20 protein-coding genes are annotated in these 19291 nt (G+C 66.3%); 5 read left to right on the top strand and 15 right to left on the bottom strand.

All coding sequences use genetic code 11. The features are described from left to right. Positions 1 to 602: 602 nt before the first annotated feature. Complete coding sequence (locus QXZ94_RS06185; protein ID WP_315719660.1) at positions 603 to 4094, bottom strand: indolepyruvate ferredoxin oxidoreductase family protein; 3492 nt, start codon at positions 4092 to 4094, stop codon at positions 603 to 605. 314 nt (positions 4095 to 4408) lie between these two features. Then, positions 4409 to 5053 carry a trimeric intracellular cation channel family protein gene (locus tag QXZ94_RS06180; protein ID WP_172108360.1) on the bottom strand — a complete coding sequence of 215 codons (645 nt, stop codon included), beginning with the start codon at positions 5051 to 5053 and terminating at the stop codon, positions 4409 to 4411. Between the two features lie 135 nt (positions 5054 to 5188). Here QXZ94_RS06180 and QXZ94_RS06175 point away from each other — a divergent pair, with 135 nt between their 5' ends. Continuing rightward, the gene (locus tag QXZ94_RS06175; protein ID WP_315719659.1) at positions 5189 to 5617 is read left to right on the top strand and encodes a hypothetical protein; all 429 of its coding nucleotides are present in this window, start codon (positions 5189 to 5191) and stop codon (positions 5615 to 5617) included. Between the two features lie 215 nt (positions 5618 to 5832). After that, complete coding sequence (locus QXZ94_RS06170) at positions 5833 to 6144, top strand: hypothetical protein (RefSeq protein ID WP_315726122.1); 312 nt, start codon at positions 5833 to 5835, stop codon at positions 6142 to 6144. A gap of 69 nt (positions 6145 to 6213) precedes the next feature. Here the strand turns inward: QXZ94_RS06170 and QXZ94_RS06165 are convergent, their stop codons facing one another. Further along, positions 6214 to 7032: an isocitrate lyase/phosphoenolpyruvate mutase family protein gene (locus tag QXZ94_RS06165; protein ID WP_315719658.1), complete on the bottom strand. Its 819-nt coding sequence runs from the start codon at positions 7030 to 7032 to the stop codon at positions 6214 to 6216. 45 nt (positions 7033 to 7077) lie between these two features. After that, the gene (locus tag QXZ94_RS06160) at positions 7078 to 7392 is read right to left on the bottom strand and encodes an NIPSNAP family protein (RefSeq protein ID WP_315719657.1); all 315 of its coding nucleotides are present in this window, start codon (positions 7390 to 7392) and stop codon (positions 7078 to 7080) included. Positions 7393 to 7491: 99 nt separating this feature from the next. Here QXZ94_RS06160 and QXZ94_RS06155 point away from each other — a divergent pair, with 99 nt between their 5' ends. After that, complete coding sequence (locus tag QXZ94_RS06155; protein ID WP_315719656.1) at positions 7492 to 8166, top strand: metalloregulator ArsR/SmtB family transcription factor; 675 nt, start codon at positions 7492 to 7494, stop codon at positions 8164 to 8166. Between the two features lie 162 nt (positions 8167 to 8328). Here QXZ94_RS06155 and QXZ94_RS06150 read toward each other — a convergent pair whose 3' ends face one another. From QXZ94_RS06150 to QXZ94_RS06115, 8 genes are all read right to left on the bottom strand, one after another. Continuing rightward, positions 8329 to 8580: a GCG_CRPN prefix-to-repeats domain-containing protein gene (locus QXZ94_RS06150; protein WP_315719655.1), complete on the bottom strand. Its 252-nt coding sequence runs from the start codon at positions 8578 to 8580 to the stop codon at positions 8329 to 8331. A 16-nt stretch (positions 8581 to 8596) separates the two neighbouring features. Further along, on the bottom strand, positions 8597 to 8797 hold the full coding sequence (locus QXZ94_RS34375; RefSeq protein ID WP_409998467.1) for a hypothetical protein: 201 nt from the start codon (positions 8795 to 8797) through the stop codon (positions 8597 to 8599). A gap of 371 nt (positions 8798 to 9168) precedes the next feature. Next, the gene (locus QXZ94_RS06140; RefSeq protein WP_315719653.1) at positions 9169 to 9483 is read right to left on the bottom strand and encodes a hypothetical protein; all 315 of its coding nucleotides are present in this window, start codon (positions 9481 to 9483) and stop codon (positions 9169 to 9171) included. Positions 9484 to 9538: 55 nt separating this feature from the next. Continuing rightward, positions 9539 to 10255 (bottom strand): alpha/beta hydrolase, encoded by a 717-nt coding sequence (locus tag QXZ94_RS06135; RefSeq protein ID WP_315719652.1) that lies wholly within the window; start codon positions 10253 to 10255, stop codon positions 9539 to 9541. Positions 10256 to 10431: 176 nt separating this feature from the next. Next, on the bottom strand, positions 10432 to 10890 hold the full coding sequence (locus QXZ94_RS06130) for a hypothetical protein (protein WP_315719651.1): 459 nt from the start codon (positions 10888 to 10890) through the stop codon (positions 10432 to 10434). Positions 10891 to 11285: 395 nt separating this feature from the next. Next, complete coding sequence (locus tag QXZ94_RS06125; protein ID WP_315719650.1) at positions 11286 to 12818, bottom strand: acyl-CoA carboxylase subunit beta; 1533 nt, start codon at positions 12816 to 12818, stop codon at positions 11286 to 11288. Positions 12819 to 13141: 323 nt separating this feature from the next. After that, entirely contained in the window at positions 13142 to 14065 is a 924-nt protein-coding gene (locus tag QXZ94_RS06120) for a sigma-70 family RNA polymerase sigma factor (RefSeq protein WP_315719649.1), read from the bottom strand. After that, a complete protein-coding gene (locus tag QXZ94_RS06115) occupies positions 14062 to 14820 on the bottom strand; it encodes an SDR family oxidoreductase (RefSeq protein WP_315719648.1) in 759 nt (252 codons plus the stop codon). Before QXZ94_RS06115 ends, QXZ94_RS06120 begins: the two co-directional genes overlap by 4 nt. A 532-nt stretch (positions 14821 to 15352) precedes the next feature. Between QXZ94_RS06115 and QXZ94_RS06110 the strand changes: the two genes are divergently transcribed. Continuing rightward, positions 15353 to 15655 carry a hypothetical protein gene (locus QXZ94_RS06110; protein WP_315719647.1) on the top strand — a complete coding sequence of 101 codons (303 nt, stop codon included), beginning with the start codon at positions 15353 to 15355 and terminating at the stop codon, positions 15653 to 15655. Positions 15656 to 15951: 296 nt separating this feature from the next. Here QXZ94_RS06110 and QXZ94_RS06105 read toward each other — a convergent pair whose 3' ends face one another. The 3 genes from QXZ94_RS06105 to QXZ94_RS06095 all read right to left on the bottom strand — a co-directional run bounded on the left by QXZ94_RS06105 (position 15952) and on the right by QXZ94_RS06095 (position 17770). Further along, a complete protein-coding gene (locus tag QXZ94_RS06105) occupies positions 15952 to 16653 on the bottom strand; it encodes a VIT family protein (RefSeq protein ID WP_315719646.1) in 702 nt (233 codons plus the stop codon). Beyond that, on the bottom strand, positions 16650 to 17054 hold the full coding sequence (locus tag QXZ94_RS06100; RefSeq protein ID WP_315719645.1) for an OsmC family protein: 405 nt from the start codon (positions 17052 to 17054) through the stop codon (positions 16650 to 16652). The genes QXZ94_RS06105 and QXZ94_RS06100 overlap by 4 nt, the downstream gene beginning before the upstream one ends. Before the next feature lie 149 nt (positions 17055 to 17203). Further along, complete coding sequence (locus QXZ94_RS06095; RefSeq protein WP_315719644.1) at positions 17204 to 17770, bottom strand: cytochrome b; 567 nt, start codon at positions 17768 to 17770, stop codon at positions 17204 to 17206. 248 nt (positions 17771 to 18018) lie between these two features. Between QXZ94_RS06095 and QXZ94_RS06090 the strand changes: the two genes are divergently transcribed. Then, positions 18019 to 19224 carry a M20/M25/M40 family metallo-hydrolase gene (locus QXZ94_RS06090; protein ID WP_315719643.1) on the top strand — a complete coding sequence of 402 codons (1206 nt, stop codon included), beginning with the start codon at positions 18019 to 18021 and terminating at the stop codon, positions 19222 to 19224. Positions 19225 to 19291: the final 67 nt, after the last annotated feature.

Below are 19291 nucleotides of genomic sequence, written 5' to 3'. Positions count from 1 at the left end.
TCGGAGGGCGCAGGGAAGGCCAGGCGTCGGCTGACGCCTGCGGCCCGCCTGCGAGAAAAAATGCAGGCGGCAGGTACCACAGGTGCAGCCGGACAACCCGGCCTTCCCTGCGCGATGGTCTTCACGCTTATACGCAGTCTGCCTGGTGCGCCGGGCTTGTTGGCCACCATAGCCCGCGCGGCGCGCGAGCGCCGTCACGAACGTAGCACCAGCATCGGGGTGCCAGCACGCTGCGACTTCACGTCCGCGGCCCAGCCGTTCGTCCGCGTAGCAAGCTACGCTGCGGCTCGACCGCGGCCATCGCTCCCCGCCCCGCGTGTCGTGACGATCGCGCGCAACGCCCCTTCCGATGAGGCGGGATGTCGGGAGTAGATCACAAATTCCGAAATTCGTCAATTAAAATCTGTAAATCAGAACTTGAGAGCAACATGCGGCCCGGGTGGGCGCAGCGACACCTGGGACAGCCGTCCCGCATATCGCTCGCTCATGCGGGCTACAGCTCTCTCCGCGCCATTGCGAGCGAAGCGAAGCTATCCAGAGTTCCGCGATGACTCTGGGTCGCTTCGTCGCTGCGCTCCTCGCGATGACAGAGAGAGCGGACCCTACTCCGCCGCCATCTGGCGCGGCGCGGGCGGCGGGTTCGCCAGGTCGGCGGCCAACTGTGCGTAGCGGACCTTGGCGTCCTGCACCGCCTTCTCCTTGACCGGGCCGTAGCCGCGAATCTTGTCGGGCAGCGACAGGAATTCGGACGCGATCTCGGCATTGGCCGGTGACAGCAAGCTCAGCACTGTCGCAACGTCCTTCTCGTAGCCGGCGATCAGGTCGCGCTCCATCTTGCGCTCGGCGGAATAGCCGAAGATGTCGAGCGGGGTGCCGCGGAGGCCCTTCAGCTTCGCCAGCAGCCGGAAAATCTTCATCATGCCGGGGCCGTAGCTCTTCTTCTTCGGGCGGCCCTGAGGGTCCAGGCCGCTGTTGAAGATCGGCGGCGCCAGGTTGAAGCTGACCTTGTAGTCGCCCTCGAAGGCGTCGTGGAGCTGCTTCTCGAACGTGCCGTCGGAGAACAGCCGCGCCACCTCGTACTCGTCCTTGTAGGCGAGCAGCTTGGCGTAGTTGATCGCCACCGCGCGCGGCAGTGCCTCGCCATAGCCGCCCTTGTCGGCGGCGTCGCGGACCTGATCGACCAGCTTGCGGTAGCGCTTGGCGAGCCGGGCGTTCTGGTATGCGGTGAGGTAGGTCATGCGATGGGCGATGATCTCGTCGAGCGTCATGGCATCGAGCGATTTCGGCGGCACCGTCTCGTCCTGGCCGGTCATCATGCCGGCGACACGCTCGGGATTGACGACGATGAGACGGCCGAGCCGGAACGCCTCGGTGTTCATCTTGACCGCGACGCCGTTGATCGCGATCGCCTTCTCGATGGCCTCGGCCGACAGCGGCAGCAGGCCCTTCTGATAGGCATAGCCCATCATCATCATGTTGGTGGCGATGGAGTCGCCGAGCAGCGCCTCGGCAGGCTTGGTGAAGTCGAAGAAGGTGGCGTCCTTGCGCAGCGCGGTCTCCAGCAGGCTCGTCACCTTGCGGTTCTGGAAGTTGAAGTCGCGGTTGAGCACGAAATCGGCGGTCGGGATCAGATGGCTGTTGATCACGCCGTGGGTGCGCTCCGCATCGCACAGCGTGATCGTCTCCTTGGCGCCGGCCACCACCTCGTCGGCGGCGATGACGAGATCGGCGGTGCCTGTGACGATGCGTGAGCAGGTCACGTCCGCGGTGTTCTGCGACAGCCGGACGTGGCTGAGCACCGCGCCGCCCTTCTGCGCGAGGCCGGACATGTCGAGGATCATCGAGGCCTTGCCCTCGATGTGCGCGGCCATGCCGAGCAGCGCGCCGATCGTCAGCACGCCGGTGCCGCCGACGCCGCCGACGGCGACGTTGTAGGGCCGGTCGAGCGACGGCTTGGTCTGCGGCTCCGGCATCTCGCCGATATCACCGAGTTCGGCGGGCGCGCGCGAGCGCGGCTTGCCGCCGTCGATGGTGACGAAGGACGGACAGAAGCCCTTCACGCAGGAATAGTCCTTGTTGCAGGACGACTGATTGATGACGCGCTTGCGGCCGAGCTCGGTCTCCAAAGGTTCGACCGAGATGCAGTTCGACTGCACCGAGCAATCGCCGCAGCCTTCGCAGACGGCCGGGTTGATGAACAGGCGGCGCTGCGGATCCTCCATCGTGCCGCGCTTGCGGCGGCGGCGCTTCTCGGCGGCGCAGGTCTGCACGAACACGATGGCCGAGGCGCCCTTGGTCTGGCGCAGCGTCTTCATGACGTTGTCGAGCTCGTCGCGATGCGCGAGCTTGACGCCGGGCGCGATGCTGTCGCTCGGATAAGAGTCCGGGTTTTCCGAGACCAGATAGATCTCGCGGATGCCCTCGGCGTGGAGCTGGAAGGTGATCTGCTGCGGCGACAAATCGCCGTCATGGCGCTGGCCGCCGGTCATGGCGACGGCGTCGTTGTAGAGGATCTTGTAGGTGATGTTGGCCTTGGAGGCGACCGCCTGGCGGATCGCGAGGCTGCCGGAATGGAAATAGGTGCCGTCGCCGAGATTGGCGAAGATGTGCTCCTCATTGGTGAACGGCGCGATGCCGACCCACGGCACGCCTTCGCCGCCCATATGCGTGAAGGTCTCGGTGTTGCGGTTCATCCACAGCGACATGAAGTGGCAGCCGATGCCGGCGAGCGCGCGGCTGCCTTCGGGCACCTTGGTCGAGGTGTTGTGCGGACAGCCCGAGCAGAAATACGGCGTGCGCGCCACCGGCGAGACCAGCTGCATCTGCGAGGCGTCGCGGCCGTTGAACCAGTCGGCCTTGGCGCGCAGCATCGCCTTGATCTCGGGATTGAGGTCGAGGCGAAGAAGACGCTCCGTCAGCGAGGTCGCGAGCGAGGCAACCGAGAGCTCGGTCGCAAAGGGGAGGAAGCGCTTGTCGTGGTCGTCCATCTTGCCGACGATGCGCGGGCGGACGTCATCGCGCCAGTTGAACAGCTCCTGCTTGACCTGGTTCTCGACGATCTCGCGGCGCTCCTCAATGATGAAGATCTCCTCGAGTCCGACTGCGAACTGGCGCACGCCTTCCGGCTCCAGCGGCCAGGGCATGCCGATCTTGTAGAGGCGCAAGCCGATCTTGGCGGCGACCTCCTCGGTAATCCCGAGCTCGCGCAGCGCCTGGCGGATGTCCTCGTAGCTCTTGCCCGACGCCATGATGCCATAGCGGGCGTTCGGACTATCCATCGTGATGCGATTGACCTTGTTGGCGCGGGCAAAGGCGATCGCGGCAAAGCCCTTGTAGTCCTGCAGCCGGCGGTCCTGCTCGAAGCGGTCGTCGGGCCAGCGGAGGTTGAGGCCGCCCGGCGGCAGCTCGAAATCCGTCGGGATGACGAACGGCGTCATCTCGTCGTTGAGGTTGATCTCGGCGGTGGTCTCCACCGTCTCGGTGATCACCTTCATGCCGACCCAGCAGCCGGAATAGCGCGACATCGCAATGCCGAGCAGGCCCATCTCGATCATCTCGTGGATCGAGGACGGATAGAGATAGGGCATCAACGCGGACATGAAGGCGTGGTCGGACTGGTGCGGCACGGTGGACGACTTGGCGCCGTGGTCGTCGCCGGCGAGGCAGAGCACGCCGCCGTTCTTGGCGGAGCCCGCGGCATTGCCGTGGCGGAAGACGTCGCCGCAGCGGTCGACGCCGGGGCCCTTGCCGTACCAGATGCCGACGACGCCGTCATACTTGCCGCCCGGCGACAGTGCGAGCTGCTGCGAACCCCACACCGCGGTGGCCGCGAGGTCCTCGTTCACGCCGGGCTGGAACTTGACGTTGTACTGCTCGAGATGTTTGCGCGCGGAGAACAGCTGCTGGTCGTAGCCGCCGAGCGGCGAGCCGCGATAGCCGGAGATGAAGCCGGCGGTGTTGAGGCCGGCGGCGCGGTCGCGCCGGATCTGGGCCATCGGCAGCCGGACCAGCGCCTGGATGCCGGTCAGGAAGATGTGGCCGGAGCTTGCGGTGTATTTCTGGTCGAGATTGATCTCGCTCTCGTTGATGCCCATTCCGCCCTCTTGCCGTGCCTTGTCGGGGGCGCAGCTCACCGCCCTCGGGCGGAAGCGCGCGTTCTGCCAATCATTTATGTCCGCTTTTGAAGAATGCGCATCACAAATCTCGCCTGCGCAGGGCAGCCACCCGAAATCGCAATTTCATGGCGACGGCCAGCGGCGGCTTTTGCGGTTTATGTCGGAAACGGCCGCCGGCGCGAAATGGGATGATGCGCAGCATGGCTTGGCGAGCGCTGGGAAACGGTTACCGGAGCGTTGCGGCATGCACGATTCTGCCACGACGTCATTGTGCAATGCGACAACGCGGCGGCTCAGCCGCGCTCCTCGCCCGTGAAGACGAAGCGCGGCATGTTCCATTTGTAGCGGATCGCCAGCAGCCGGAACGACAGCCCGAACACGAAGGTCAGCGCCGTCAGGACGCCGCTGCCGAGTCCGAGCGACAATCCCGTGGCGTAGATCAAGCCGGTCAGCAGCGACACGCTGGCATAGAGCTCGGCGCGAAACAGCAGCGGCACGTCGTTGCAGAGGATGTCGCGCAGCACGCCGCCCGCGCAGCCCGTGATCATCCCGGCGACGATGACGATGCCGAACGGCACGTTCATCTGCCAGGCGATGTTGCAGCCCGACATCGTGAACACCACGAGCCCGATGGCATCGAGCACGAGAAAGGCGGTGGTCAGCCGGTGCACGACACGCGCCATCGCGATGGTGACGAATGGCGCCAGCAGGGTCAGCAGCAGATAGGACGGCCGCTCGACCCAGGCGAGCGGATAATGTCCGAGCAGAACGTCGCGCAGCGTGCCGCCGCCGAGCGCGGTGATGGCGCCCAGCAGGCAGACGCCCATCCAGTCCATGCTGCGGCGCCCCGCCGCGAGGGCCGCGGTCATCGCCTGCGCCGCCAGCGCCAGCCAGGACAACACATGCAACACGCTGTCAGCCGGCGGCAGGTTCCACATCGAGAGCTCCAGAATCGCAAAGGCGCGCCCGGAACCTTAGCGTGCCGACACGATCCAGATGGGGATTTCGTAAGGTTTCGCGGAACGGAGGCAGGGTCGCGCTGGTTGTCCGCAGACAATCGCAAGGAGGATGCAATGGCCAACGAACGGCTTCCGAACGAACGTTATCCCGACGGCATGACCCGGCCGGACATGACGACGCGCCCCGGCATGGGCGCCGCCGACCCGACCGGGGCGGGCATGACGGGCACCGAATACGATCGCGCGGCGCGCATGGATAGTCAGCTGCAGCCGGATCCGGAGCTGTCGGAAGGACGCGCTTCGACTGGCCGCATGGCGGCCTACGCACTCGGCATCGCGATCCTGCTCGGCGCGGTGTTCTACGGCCTGAACAACATGTCGATGCGCAACGACCAGGCCAGCACCACGCCGGCGTCGCAATCGGCATCGACGAAGACCGCCACCACGCCCAACGGTTCGCCTGGCGTGACCACGGGCGCAGCCGGTGATCGCACGACCCCGCCGCCGGCGGCACCGAGCGGCCAGAACAACAACGCGAAATAATCGCGCCCGACGACTCTATCTCGCAGACGGCGATGAGCCGTCACAACTGGCGGCGGGTGAGCAATCACCCGCTGCTTCTTTTTGAGAGAGTCCTTGTCAGCACCAGGCGGGCTCCGGCCGATGATCACGTACCAACAACATTTGGGGTGGAACCAATCACGCCCTTGCCGATTGGCTGTGCGGCACTTTGACCCACTGATTGGAGGAGACACATGATCAAGGTTCTTGCTCTCGCAGCCGCAGCAGGCACGCTCGTGATGACCGCAGCCTCGGCCGCCCCGCTCTCGCCCGACGTTTCGGCCGTCCCGCAGCGCGACGTCCAGAACGTCCGGATGGTCTGCAACGAGAACGGACGTTGCTGGCGCGAGCACCGCGAACGTCGCGTCATCATCGAAGATCGCGACCGCGATTCCTACGCCTATTCCCCGCGCGAGCGCTACATCGAGCGCCGCACCTATGAAGATCGCGGCGGCATCGGCATCCGCGCCCCCGGCGTGAGCGTCGGCATTGGGACGGACCGCTACTGAGCGGTTGGAGCTGCTGAATTGGAAAAGCCGCGGCAGGTCCGCGGCTTTTCTGCATGAGTGGATCTGCTCTCAGCCGAAGATCTTGTTCAGCTCGCCGCCGGGATAGCCTTTCGCCAGCTCAGTGAAGGTGCCCTGCTCTGCCATCTCCTTCGCTGCGCGCATGAAACCAGCCCACGCCATTCGCGCCAGTGATCCGCCGACGCTGATGCGGCGCACGCCAAGTCCCGCGGCCTGCTCCAACGAGAGGCCGGACGCCCCGATCAGCAGGTTCACCGGCTTCGGCGCCACAGCCTTCACCACAGCGGAGATCTCCTCGACCGTCTTGATCCCCGGTGCATAGAGACAATCCGCGCCGGCCTCGGCATAGGCCGTGAGACGGTCGGTCACGAGCCCGAGGTCGGGCTTGCCCCAGAGAAACGCCTCGCAGCGACCGGTCAGCAGCACGTCGCCGCCATTGGCATCGATCGCCTGCCGTGCGGCGCGGATGCGCGCCACGGCCAGTTCGCGCTCATAGAGCGGATCGTCCTTGTCACCCGTGGAATCCTCGATCGACAGGCCCGCGACACCGGTCGCGACCGCGCGCGCCACGTTGGCGGCCACCCCTTCCGGGGCATCAGCGAAGCCGCCCTCGAAATCGGCGTTGACGGGAATGTCGACGGCCGCCGACAACGCGGCGAGATGCGCGAGCATCTCGTCGAGCGTCGTGCCCGTGTCGGCCTTGCCGATCGACCACGCGAAGCCGGCGCTCGTCGAGGCTGCCGCCTTGAAGCCGAGATGCTGCAGCATCTTCGCCGTGCCGACATCGAACGGATTGGGCAACACGAAGCAACCCGTCTCATGCAGCTTGCGAAAGGCCGCGCGCTTGTCCGCCGTGGTAGTCACTGCCATCTCATTCTCCCATCTCGCATCAGTTGCACCAGCATAGTACCGCTCTCATGGCGCCGCTACGACGCTGCGCAAGAATGTTCGCTCTTCGCCCAGAATGAGCCTGTGCTCCTCGGCGAGCGCGAAGTTCGCCCTGCCCTCGGCATCCCCGCGCAAGGTCGCGCGATAGCGCTCGTAAGCGGCGAGACTGTCGAAGGAAATCAGGCCATAGGCGATGTCGTTGGTGCCCTCATGGGGCATGAAATAGCCGATCAGGTTGCCGCCGCAGCGGGGAATGATCGACAGCCAGCGCTGTGCGTAGTGCTCGAACACGTCGCGTTTGAACGGATCGATGCGATAGCGGATGAAGACCGTGATGCTCATGACAACCTCGAGTATGTTTGGCATGATCGAGACTATCTGCTTGCCCGACGGCAATGCTTCGGCTAGCATCGAAGTATGAAATCAGGTCCCGATATCGCAATGGTTGCAGCGCTGGTCGGCGATCCCGCCCGCGCGAACATGCTGACCGCCCTGCTCTCCGGACGTGCGCTGACCGCCACCGAGCTGGCACAGGAGGCCGGCGTGACGCCGCAGACGGCAAGCTCCCATTTGGCCAAGCTGGAGGGCGGCGGCCTGATCGAGCCGGAGAAGCAGGGCCGCCACCGCTACTACCGGCTCGCCGATCCCGATGTCGCGGACGTGCTGGAGAAGCTCGCCGGTCTCGCGGCGCGCGCCGGCCACATGCGAGTCCGTACCGGGCCCAAGGAGCCAGAGCTGCGGCGCGCCCGCATCTGCTACGACCATCTCGCCGGCGATCTCGGCGTGCAGATGCTCGACAGCATGGTCCGGCAGAAGCTGGTGCGCCATCGCAAGCAGGAGATCATCCTCACCGAGGAGGGCGAGCACTTCCTTGCGCGACATTTGAGGATCTCGCCGGAAATGCTGACGCACCCACGGCGGCCGGTCTGCAAGGCCTGTCTCGACTGGAGCGCGCGCCGGCATCATCTCGCCGGCACGCTGGGCGCAGCCCTGATGAAGCGCTTCACCGAGCTCAAATGGGCCGCGCGCGACACCACGGCCGGCAGTCGCATCGTGAATTTCAGCCGCGCTGGGGAAAAGCACTTTGCGGCGCTGTTCGGACCGGCCGGCGACTGACGATCACGCGCTGTGATCGCCGATGCGGATCACCTCGCGTTTCGCGACGCGCCGGCCGAATAAGACTCACTGCTGCTCGACGTTCTGAGCAAGTGGATCAGGCGCAGCAGCAGGGATCGCGCTGCTGCGCAATCCCTGCCCGACTGTCACGCCGAGGCGTTATCAGTTGCGGAAGCAGCGCTTGCCGTAGGGGCCGGTGTGCCATCCCCGAGGACAGTTGTAGAGCGGCCGGCAGGCGCCACGCGGACCGCGGTGAAAGCCGGGTCCACAGCCCTGCGCCACCTGAATGATCTCGGCGGACGAGGCGCCCTGCACCATCGCCGGCGTGATCGGTGCGAGTGGCGCAGCCTGTGCCGTGGACAGGCTGAACAGGCCAACGCCGAGAGCCAAAGCAGCGGCAGCAAGAGTCTTCATCGCTCATTCCTTCCCTTCAACACGCCGCGACGCGGCTCCAACGGTAGTTTGACGGTGATGACGAAAGTTCACGCCTCCGACGCCGATCACCAATGATGACGACGGTGCCAGCGGCGCCGCCAATGCCGATGATGGTGACGCCAGCCCCAATGGCGGCGCCGCCAGCCCCAGTGACGCCGGCGCCAACCGCCATGATGACCGTGACCGTGATGACCATGATGCCCGTGGTGCCCGCCGCGCACCTGCTCCGGGGCGAGCCGACCGGCCTCCTCCTGCGAGGTCACCGCGCGCTCCACATTCATGTCTCTTGCTGACGGAAGCGCACCGTTGAGGGGCGACGGCGCAAGCGGCGCTGCGATCGATTCCGTCGCGCGAAGGGCGGCGCCCGCAGCGGCCACGCAGCCGAGGCCCAATGCCAATCTGAGGAAATTTCGTCGTTCCATCGCGCGCCTCCATGATCCATGAGCTCAGAGCATGAAGGCAGTATTCGACTGATCACCTGAACGTGAGCTGAACTGTCTCACCACATGACGTGCGGCGCGGATATGGCGCCGCCACGCTTTCGTCATGGTCGGTCGATCGCGCGACTTAACCTTCGACGGTCTGCGCCAGCGCGAAGCTCTCGCGGGTCCGCGTCACCTCGGGCCAGTCGCGATTGAAGTCGACGATCAGCCGCTTCATCTCCTCGCCGCCGACGGCCCGCTCCATCGCGGCGACATCATCGAACTGATACATCGCCTGATGCACTGCGGGGTCGCTCAGGCTCCACACCCGCCACGCCTTGCGCACGCCGAAGCTCCTGACGGCATCGGGCAGGTGAACGTCGCGATACCAGCGGTCGAACTCCTCGCGTTTCGAAGCATCGGGCACCGTGGCGCGGACGACGAAAATGGCTGGCGTCATGGGAAGCTTCCGGATGTTGTTGGTCTTGTCGCCGAGCCTAACCGCAATCCGCGGTTCAGCGAAAGCCAGCGGCCAGCGACACCACCTGCCCATCGAGGCCGTTGAAGCCGTGGTGACCGCGGGCTTGACAGGGATCGCCCTGCTCGGCGCCGCCAGACAGCCACTTCACGCGGGCGCGGCCGCCGGCCCATTTGATGAAGGGATCGACCCCAGCGGGCAGCGTCACCTTGCAGGCATCGCCGGTATGGTGAATGACGAGCGTCCGCGGCAGCGTCGCCGGTGAGCCCAGGATCGACATCACGTTCGAGGAGCTGCCGGACTCCGGGCTGAGGAAGCCCGATGTCAGCACCAGCGCATCGGGCCGGGCGCCGCGCGCAATTCCCTCCGCCGCGCGCAAGGTGCCGCGGCTGGTGCCGATCACCGTGACCGGACGCTTGATGGCGGCCATGTAGTCGATGGCGGCCTTGAGGTCGGTGTTGGCGTCTGCGATCATCACCGCGAGTCCGCGGGCGGCATAGGCGTTGCGCGTGCGCACCAGCTGGTTGCCGAGCAGGCTACGAATGTCGCCGTGATCGCCGACATTGATGGCGCCGTCGCCGCCGGGCAGCAGGATCACGCTGGCACGCACCGCCTTCGGCTTGATCAGGGCCACGCGCGAGCCGCCGACCGTGACTGTCTCGTCGGCCCATGCAGCGCTCCCGCAAGCGCAGAGCACCAGCGCCAGCCAGATACGCACCGTCACGCGACACGACCAAGCCGTTGGTCTGATCATCGTAGCCTTCCCCCGCCCGACTCGCGAATGGCGGGAGAGTATCAGAAATCAACGAGGCCCGGAGTGCCTAGGAGTCCGGGCCTCGTCACCTGGCGACCTCGCGCGAGCGAGGCCGGTCGGTATTCCTCAAAACCTATCGCCCGGTCACGCGGCTCGCATTGAGCTGGCTCAAGACGTCAGTAGCAGCGCGTGATCGTCACGCTGTGATCGCCGCCGCGGCGGCCCGGCACCGTCACGGTCTGCATCGGACAGCTCGAGACGTAGGGCCGATCTGACGGCACGACGTTCGGCGGATAGCGATGCGCCCAGTCCCAGGGCACGTCGTAGGTATAGGTGTAACGCACGTCGGCCGAGGTGTGCTCGGGGATCTGCTGAATCACGGGCTCGCCGGTGCCACCATACGCAAAGGCGCCGGCGGCCGGCAGATAGGAGCGAATGCCGCGGTGGTGGTGGCGAACGAAGGGCCGCACGCCCGGCGCCGGCGCTACGACCTGGCCCGACCCAGCCACAGCGACCGGCGCAGCCACCGCAGCGCCAGACCCGGCCGAGGCGGTCCCCGCGGAGAGCATCAGCGCGGCGGCCCCTGCGCAGGCAACCCAAATTCGATGAGGAAACGCCGATGTTCTATCAGCCATGATACGCGACCTCTACTCTACGCACTCGCCTGCCTTGACCATCAAAGCTAGGCCAGCGGCCCAGTTCCCGCAAACCCATCATTAAAGGTTAGTTAAGCCACGTGCTTAACGCCAGGGCCGGAACCGGCGCCAGATTGCCGCAATCTCCGCAAGGCGAGTGCAGCCGTGCAGAGCCCCCCGCGAGGCTCTGGATTGCTTCGTCGCTGCGCTCCTCGCAATGACGGTGGGTGTGGAGCGCGTTCAGCCCGCCTGACGCAGTTGCGCGCTAGGGTGTTTCTCAGCAAGCGCCACACTCGCCGTCATTGCGAGCGCAGCGAAGCGGCCCAGGGCCACGCCTTAGGCTCGCAATGACTTTTTCGCCGCCCCACCGCGCGGACGACCGCTCTCGCGAATGCCTACAGCGGCAAATTGTCGTGCTTCTTGGCCGGCATTTCCATCTTCTTGTCGCGCAGCATCGCGAGCGCACGCGCGATGCGGCGGCGGGTGGAGTGCGGCATGATGACGTCGTCGATATAGCCGCGCTCGGCGGCGATGAACGGCGACAGGAAGCGGTCCTCGTATTCCTTGGTGCGGGCGGCGATCTTGTCGGGGTCCGCCATGTCGGCGCGGAAGATGATCTCGACCGCGCCCTTGGCGCCCATCACCGCGATCTGCGCGGTCGGCCAGGCGTAGTTCATGTCGGCGCCGATCTCCTTCGAGGCCATGACGTCGAAGGCGCCGCCATAGGCCTTGCGGGTGATCACGGTGACCAGCGGCACCGTGCATTGCGAATACGCGAACAACAGCTTCGCGCCGTGCTTGATAAGGCCGCCATATTCCTGCGCGGTGCCCGGCAGGAAGCCGGGCACGTCGACGAAGGTGACGATCGGGATGTTGAAGGCGTCGCAGAAGCGGACGAAGCGCGCCGCCTTGCGCGACGCGTCCGAGTCGAGCACGCCGGCCAGCACCATCGGCTGGTTGGCGACGAAGCCGACGGTGCGCCCGGCGATGCGGCCGAAGCCGGTGACGATGTTCTTGGCGAACATGTCCGCGATCTCGAAGAAATCGCCCTCGTCGACGACCTTCAGGATCAGCTCCTTCATGTCGTACGGCTTGTTCGGATTGTCCGGGATGAGCGTGTCCAAGGACATGTCGACGCGCTCGATGTCGTCGAAGCTCGGCCATTCCGGCACGCCGTCCGAGTTGTTGGACGGCAGGAAGTCGATCAGCCGGCGCATCTGCAGCAGCGTCTCGACGTCATTGTCGAACGCGCCGTCGGCGATCGAGGAGCGCGTCGCATGCACCGAGGCGCCGCCGAGCTCTTCCGCCGTGACCACCTCGTTGGTCACGGTCTTCACGACGTCGGGGCCGGTGACGAACATGTAGCTGGTGTTCTTCACCATGAAGATGAAGTCGGTCATGGCCGGCGAATAGACGTCGCCGCCGGCGCACGGGCCCATGATGACCGAGATCTGCGGGATCACGCCGGACGCCAGCACGTTGCGGCGGAAGACGTAGGAATAGCCTGCGAGCGCCGCGACGCCCTCCTGGATGCGGGCGCCGCCGGCGTCGTAAAGGCCGATGATCGGCGCGCGCGCCTTCATCGCCATGTCCTGGAGCTTGGTGATCTTCAGCGCGTGGGTCTCGGACAGCGAGCCGCCGAACACGGTGAAATCCTTGGCGAAGACGAAGGTCTTGCGGCCGTTGACCGTGCCCCAGCCGGTGACGACGCCGTCGCCGGGAACCTTGGTCTTCTCCATCCCGAACTCGGTCGAGCGGTGCTCGACGAACATGTCGAATTCCTCGAACGAGCCCTTGTCGAGCAGCAGCTCGATGCGCTCGCGCGCCGTCAGCTTGCCGCGCGCATGCTGCGCCTCGATGCGCTTCTCGCCGCCGCCGAGCTTGGCGCCTTTGCGCCGCTCCTCGAGGGTGTCCAGGATATCCTTCATGCGCGTCCGCCCGTTCCCATGTCGTGAATGTTGGCGGCCTTCTAACACGGCTGTTTCGGAACCGAAAAGCCGCTTTCGGTCGCGCGAGGCGGCCTCCACAGCTCGGAATTGGTCGCGGAATCAGGGTCATGGCCGGCCGGCGGGTCCCGCGACTCCGGATTGCAAACGCTTCGGCCGGCTGCCGACACCGGCCCTGCACGTCGACCAGAAGCCCGCCGAAGGCGGGTGTCTCGACGGACGGTGGGGCTCGTGCTGCCCGCTCCAAGCCCCACCGCCATATGCGATTGCCCTTCCGGGTGCGGCCGTGAGTGGCGCCGCCGCCGTCACCGCCGCCCCTGCTCGGAGTCCGCCGCCAGCGCCAGTTCCGCATCGGCGATGACATAGCGCACATAACGGTAGTCGCGAATGACGCTGATGTTGCCGTCGCGCCACTCCAGCCACATGATGTAGCTGGGCTTCGGGTCCGCGCGGTCTTCAAACACAGCGATGACCTCGCGGCCTTCGAGCCAGGCCGGGACCAGCCAGATCCCGTCGATCGTGGCGTAAATGCCGAAGAACATGCCGACATCGGCCGCCCCGACGCGCACGGGATGGGCGGACTGGTGCAGCCTGACGTCGTCGGCAAGCAGCGCGCGCAGGCCGTCCCAATCCCGCCGGTTGAACAGGGCGACGTAGCGCGCCACCGCATCGGATGCGGGTCTGGCCGCCTGCTGCGCGCCGGCCACGGCGTTGATCTCGGCGAGACGCGCGCGTCCGCGGGCGAGATGCGCCTTCACCGAATCCACGGTGAGATCGAGCAGGACTGCGATGTCGGCCAGCGGCTCATCGAGCACGTCCTTCAGGATGAGGACGCTGCGCTGGGGTATCGATAGCTCCGTGAAGCGTGACACCGCCGTTCTGACCGCCTCCTCGCGGATCATCATCTCCACGGCATCGGGCGCGCTGTCGTCGGCGACGTCGCCGGCGGCCTCCATCGGTTCGGTCGTCCGGATCGCACGGCTGCGCAGCAGGTCCAGCGCCCGGTTGTGGGCGACCCGGAACAGCCAGGCGCGCAGCACCCCGATGTCCAGCCTCTCATCCGAGGCGGCGAGCGCCCTCGCCAGGGTATCCTGCACGACGTCTTCGCCATCGATGACCGAACCCATCAGGCGTGCGCAGTAGCGATGGAGCTCGGGCCGCAGCTGCTCCGCAAGGGCGGCGAGCTCGGCCCGCCGCCCTTCGTCGGGAGAATGTCGGCCTGCGCTCAAGCTGCCGCCCCTTCCATGATAGTCACACCGGCGTCGCCATTGAGCCCGAACGCGACGCCATCGGCAAATTGGTGTTCCTCCAGGATCGAGACCACCCGTTCGCCGAACGCGCGCGGCGGCATGGCGGCGCCGAAGCGGGCGACGAACTGCTCCGGTGTGATGCCCATCGATCTCGCATAGGCGCCCGCAGCCGAGTCACCAACCCCGGTGCCCAGGATCATCATCCGCGGCACGATCGCCTGGAAGCGGATGCCGAGCTTCTTCTCTGCCGATACGCCATTGGCGTATTTCGCCATGAGCCACAGCATGCGCTTGGCGCCGGCGTAACCGCCCGACATCTGCGAACCAGCCACCGCCGCCCCGCTCGATCCGATCAGGACTCGGCTGCCCGGCTTGAGGGGAAGCCTGAGCGCCGCCTGCAGCCAATACAGCCCAGCCTTGACGTCGGTCTCCCAGACCATCGAGAAATCCGTCCAGCTCAGCCGATCCAGCCGGCCCATGCGCGGCGTCGTGCCGGCGTTCAGCACCAGGACGTCGGGGCTGACGTCACCGACGATGCGGTGCGCGGCGGCTTCGTCGGTCACGTCGGCCGCGATCGTGGCCACGCCGAGACGGGCTGCAACAGCGCTCAGCGCCTCGGCTCCGCGTGCCACCACGGTAACCCTGGCGCCGTGCGCGACGAGCGCCTCCACCAGGCCCAGGCCGAGCCCGCGGCTGCCACCGGTCACGACGATCGTCTTGTCTTTCAGGCTCATGATGATGCTCCAATGTCCAGATGAAGTGAAGACGATCGAGGCACGGCAAAAGAGTCAGGCAGCGCCCATGCGCCGCCCCCCCCCTCGCGCAACGGGCCACAGGGCTGGATGCTCGCGGCCCATCGCGGGAGTCGCGTCATCTCCGTCGACACCACCGCCGCCACAGAACGCCCTCGTCTCAGCGTCCAGCGCGTAGCCGGACAGGAGAAGGCGACCGGGGCGGGAGATCAAGGCGGCGTTGAAGCAGGCCTGGGTGCCGGCCGAGGCGGTGGGCCCGACGCCAATGCGCGGATTCCTGGACCGTCCCCCCGCCGCGATGAGGCCACACCCCGTTCAGCGACGCGGCACCGTTCGACAACAAATACCGACACAGATTTTCTGCATCGATGCAACTAACAACATTTGCAAGCGCCTCGCAGCGCCATTGCATTTTGTCGGATTCCCGACACCGACTCTTCTTGACCCTCGCAACGTGCACTCCTAGTTTCCGCTCCCGCTTGCGGCAATCAACAACACGGCAAGGGTGGAAACGATGGTTCGCGAATTCGAATACAAGGGCGAAGTGTTCCGGGTGACGGCGCATGGCATTCACGGCCATGAGGAGATCTTCATCGTCCACATCGACGGCGGCGTCGAAGGCGGCGAGATCTCGATCGATCGGATGACCGAGGAGAACGACACATCGGCTCCGCTGCAGGACATCATCATCATGCTTTGCGACAAGCTGATTCCCGAATCGGGCATCGTCTGCCGCGATCCCGCCGCGCCCTTCGCCTGGCGTGAGGGCAAGGTGGTCTATCAGGTCCATGACGGCGTGCAGGCGCTGAACCACTGAGTTGCACTGCAACTCATCGCGGCGGCCGGCCCGACTCCGATGCTCGCACAGCGGCCGTTCGCGCCGTTGCCAGTCGGCCACCGCGGGCGGCGATATGCTGAGACGGGGCCGGACTGGCGACCGGGGTGCGCGTTAAGGGTGCGCGCGTTACCTCGGCGACCTGCCCGCCGTGATGGGTGCCGCGGCGGTCCGCGTCTTTCGTTGCTATCGCTGCAACCGGATCGCCTCGATAGGCTGGTGAGACGTCGCATCCCGGGCATCGGCCTCGTGACCGTCGCGCAGGCGTTACCCCCGCTTCAAACGACGGCCCCGAACAGCTTCCCGATGCCGGCGGTGAGCGCCAGAGCGAAAGCGCCCCAAAATGTCACGCGGACGGTGGCGCGCGGAATGTTGGCCCCGCCGGCCTTGGCGCCGATCGCGCCGAGCACCGCGAGAAAGGCGAGCGAAGCCGCGGAGACGATCGGCACGAGCGCGTTCGCAGGCGACACGACGACCATCAGCAAGGGCATGGCGGCCCCCACCGAGAACATCAGGGCCGAGGTCAGCGCCGCCTGGATCGGCCGCGCTGCCGTGATCTCCGAGATCCCCAGTTCGTCGCGCGCATGGGGCGTCAACGCGTCCTTCGCCATCAACTGTCCGGCCACCTGCCGCGCGAGGGACGCGTCGACGCCCCGCTTGACGTAGATCTCGGCCAGTTCGTCGAGCTCGAACGCAGGGTTGTCGCTCAGCTCCTTGCGTTCGCGCGCAAGGTCCGCCTGCTCCGTATCGGATTGCGAGCTGACGGAGACATATTCGCCGGCGGCCATCGACATCGCGCCGGCGACCAGACCGGCGACGCCGGCGATCAGCACGTCGCTTCGCGTCGCCGCCGCCGCCGCCACGCCGACGATCAGACTGGCGGTCGAAATGATTCCGTCATTGGCGCCGAGAACGGCCGCCCTGAGCCATCCGATCCGGGCAACCAGATGATTTTCGGGATGGACGTGAAGGCGGCTCATGTCTTTCTCCTGATCACGCCGTGGAGCTTCGTTGCGGCCGCCACGGTGTTGGAGATCGTCCCATACTTCCTGACGTTCTGATGCAGCAGCTCGAGCCGGCGGTCGTCCTCGTCGGTGTCGACGATCAGTTCGTAGTCGATCGAGGCCATCATCGGCGGGCTGTCCTGACGGACGCCGGTCAGGCGCACGTCGACGCCGCGCAGATCGAATTTGAGAATCGGCGTCACGCGTTCGATTCCCTTGATCATGCAGGCGGCCACCGCCGCGAGAAGAAGCTCGGCAGGGTTGAACGCGTCCCGCCGTCCTTTGACATCGGTGTCGAGCACCACGGTCGCATCCTTGCAGTCTGCGACGCTTTCATGCGCGTCGATCCGTCGGGCGTTGACGTGATACTCCAGCATAGCGAGTCTCCCGGCCGTGTGTCCGTGTGGCATTGGCGGACAGAAGCCCGAGCGGAGCGATCGATCGGATCGCGATGGCGCGCCGTTCGGCTGCAGCGGTTGAGGCGCGCGGGCCGCGAGCGGTCATTCGCGGCTGACGTGCCGTCTCCCTATTTGTCCGCGTGAGGCAGCATGCGAAGCAGCGTCCGGTCCCGGAAGATCCAGTGATGAATCAGCGCGGCCGCCGCATGCATGGCGGCCACGATGACGAGGGCATGGACGAGAAGCTCATGGACCTCCTTGACGTTGTGGGCGAACGCGCGGTCCCTGGCCCAGGGCGATGCGATCTCGGCGATACCGAACAACGGCAAGGCATCTCCGCGGGCGAACTGCAGCACGATCCCGACGACAGGCACGGCAAAGAGCAGCGCATAGAGCACGTAGTGCGCGAGACGCGCCGCCGGATCCTGCCACTTCCCCACCCATGTCGCGAATTCGGTCGCCTCCGGCGGCGGCGATGGATCGGCCAGCCGCCAAGCCAGGCGGACCACAAGAACAATGAGGATCGCGCTGCCGGCCGTCACATGCACGAGCAGACCGGAGTCGCGCGCTGCGCCCTTGGGCAAGATGTCGCCGAAGACACCGAGCGCCCAGGTGACGGCCACGAGCATGACCGTCAACCAATGCAGCGCCTGCGGGATCGCGCCGTAGTTCCTGGTCGAATTGAACAGCTGCATTTCGGGACCTCTTTTTGACTGTGCTCCTCACGCAAGCCTGCCTCGTTGATGTGGATCAAGCGCGTGCCGGCATCGGCCCGGTGCGACGACGCGGCTGCGACAACGTTGGGGTCGACGGGATCGTCGGCATGACGGGCAACTGACCGGCGGCTGTCCCCGTCACGTGGCGCATTGCCGTGTTGCAGCGGCTCTCCTTGCACAGCGCCGCCGCGGGAGCGATGCTGGTCGCGCTGAACCAGGGATTCGCCATGTCCGTCGACACCGCCGCCGCCACCGATCGCCTGATGCGCTTTCTCGCCGTGCCGGGCGTAACCGGTCAGGAGAAGGCGATCGGGCGGGAGATCATGGCGGCGCTGAAGCAGGCTGGCGTGCCGGCCAAGGCGATGCGGCTGGACGATGCCAATACGCGGATTCCGCTGCCGACCGAGACCGGCAATCTGATCGTCGAGCTGCCGGGACGCGGCACTCAGCACAATCAGCCGCGGATCATGTTCATGACCCACATGGACACGGTGCCGCTGTGCGCCGGCGCGCAGCCGAAGATCACGGGCCGCAAGATCGTCAACCAGGCCAGGACCGCGCTCGGCGGCGACAACCGCTGCGGCTGCGGCATCCTCGTGACGCTCGCGGCCGAGCTCGTCCGGCAGAAGCTCGATCATCCGCCGATCACGCTGTTGTTCTGCGTGCGCGAGGAGAGCGGGCTCTACGGCGCGCGCCACGTCAACACCGACGACCTCGGCGCGCCGGAGATGGCGTTCAATTTCGACGGCAGCTCGGCCTCGTCGGTCACCATCGGCGCCGTCGGTGCCGACCGCTGGGAGGTCGAGATCTTCGGCCGCGCCTCGCATGCCGGCGTCGCGCCGGAGCGCGGCATCAGCGCCACCATGATCCTGGCGCTCGCGCTCGCCGACGTCAAAGCCGGCGGCTGGTTCGGCAAGGTGGTGAAGGGCAAGGGCAAGGACGCCAGACAAGGCACCAGCAATGTCGGCCCGGTCACCGGCGGCGAAGGCCGCCCCGCGGGCGATGCCACCAACGTCGTCACCGACTACGTCCATGTCCGCGGCGAATGCCGCAGCCATGACGCCAAGTTCATCCGCGAGATCACCAAGGCCTACAAGGCGGCGTTCGAGAAGGCCGCCAGGCAGGTCACCAACAGCGAGGGCAAGTCCGGCCGCGTCAAGTTCAAGGCCGAGACCGACTATCATCCGTTCCGCATGAAGGACACCCTGCCCGTCGTGAAGCGCGCCACCGCCGCCGTCACCGACATCGGCACCACGCCGACCTTGCGCGCCGGCAATGGCGGCCTCGACGCCAACTGGATGGTCCGCCACGGCATCCCCACCGTCACCTTCGGCACCGGCCAGAACGAGCCGCACACGATCGACGAGTGGATCAACCTCGACGAATACGACCGCGCCTGCGCGTTGGCGGTGCGGCTGGCGACGATGGGGTGAATTGCGCCACGCTTCGCTGCGATCGCCATGTCAGACGGCGGTAAGCTTCACCGCGTTGATATCGCCG

This window comes from Bradyrhizobium sp. SZCCHNS2022 (assembly GCF_032377575.1).
GTDB classification, from domain to species: Bacteria; Pseudomonadota; Alphaproteobacteria; order Rhizobiales; family Xanthobacteraceae; genus Bradyrhizobium; species Bradyrhizobium aeschynomenes.
This window is presented reverse-complemented; position numbering and strand designations above follow the sequence as displayed.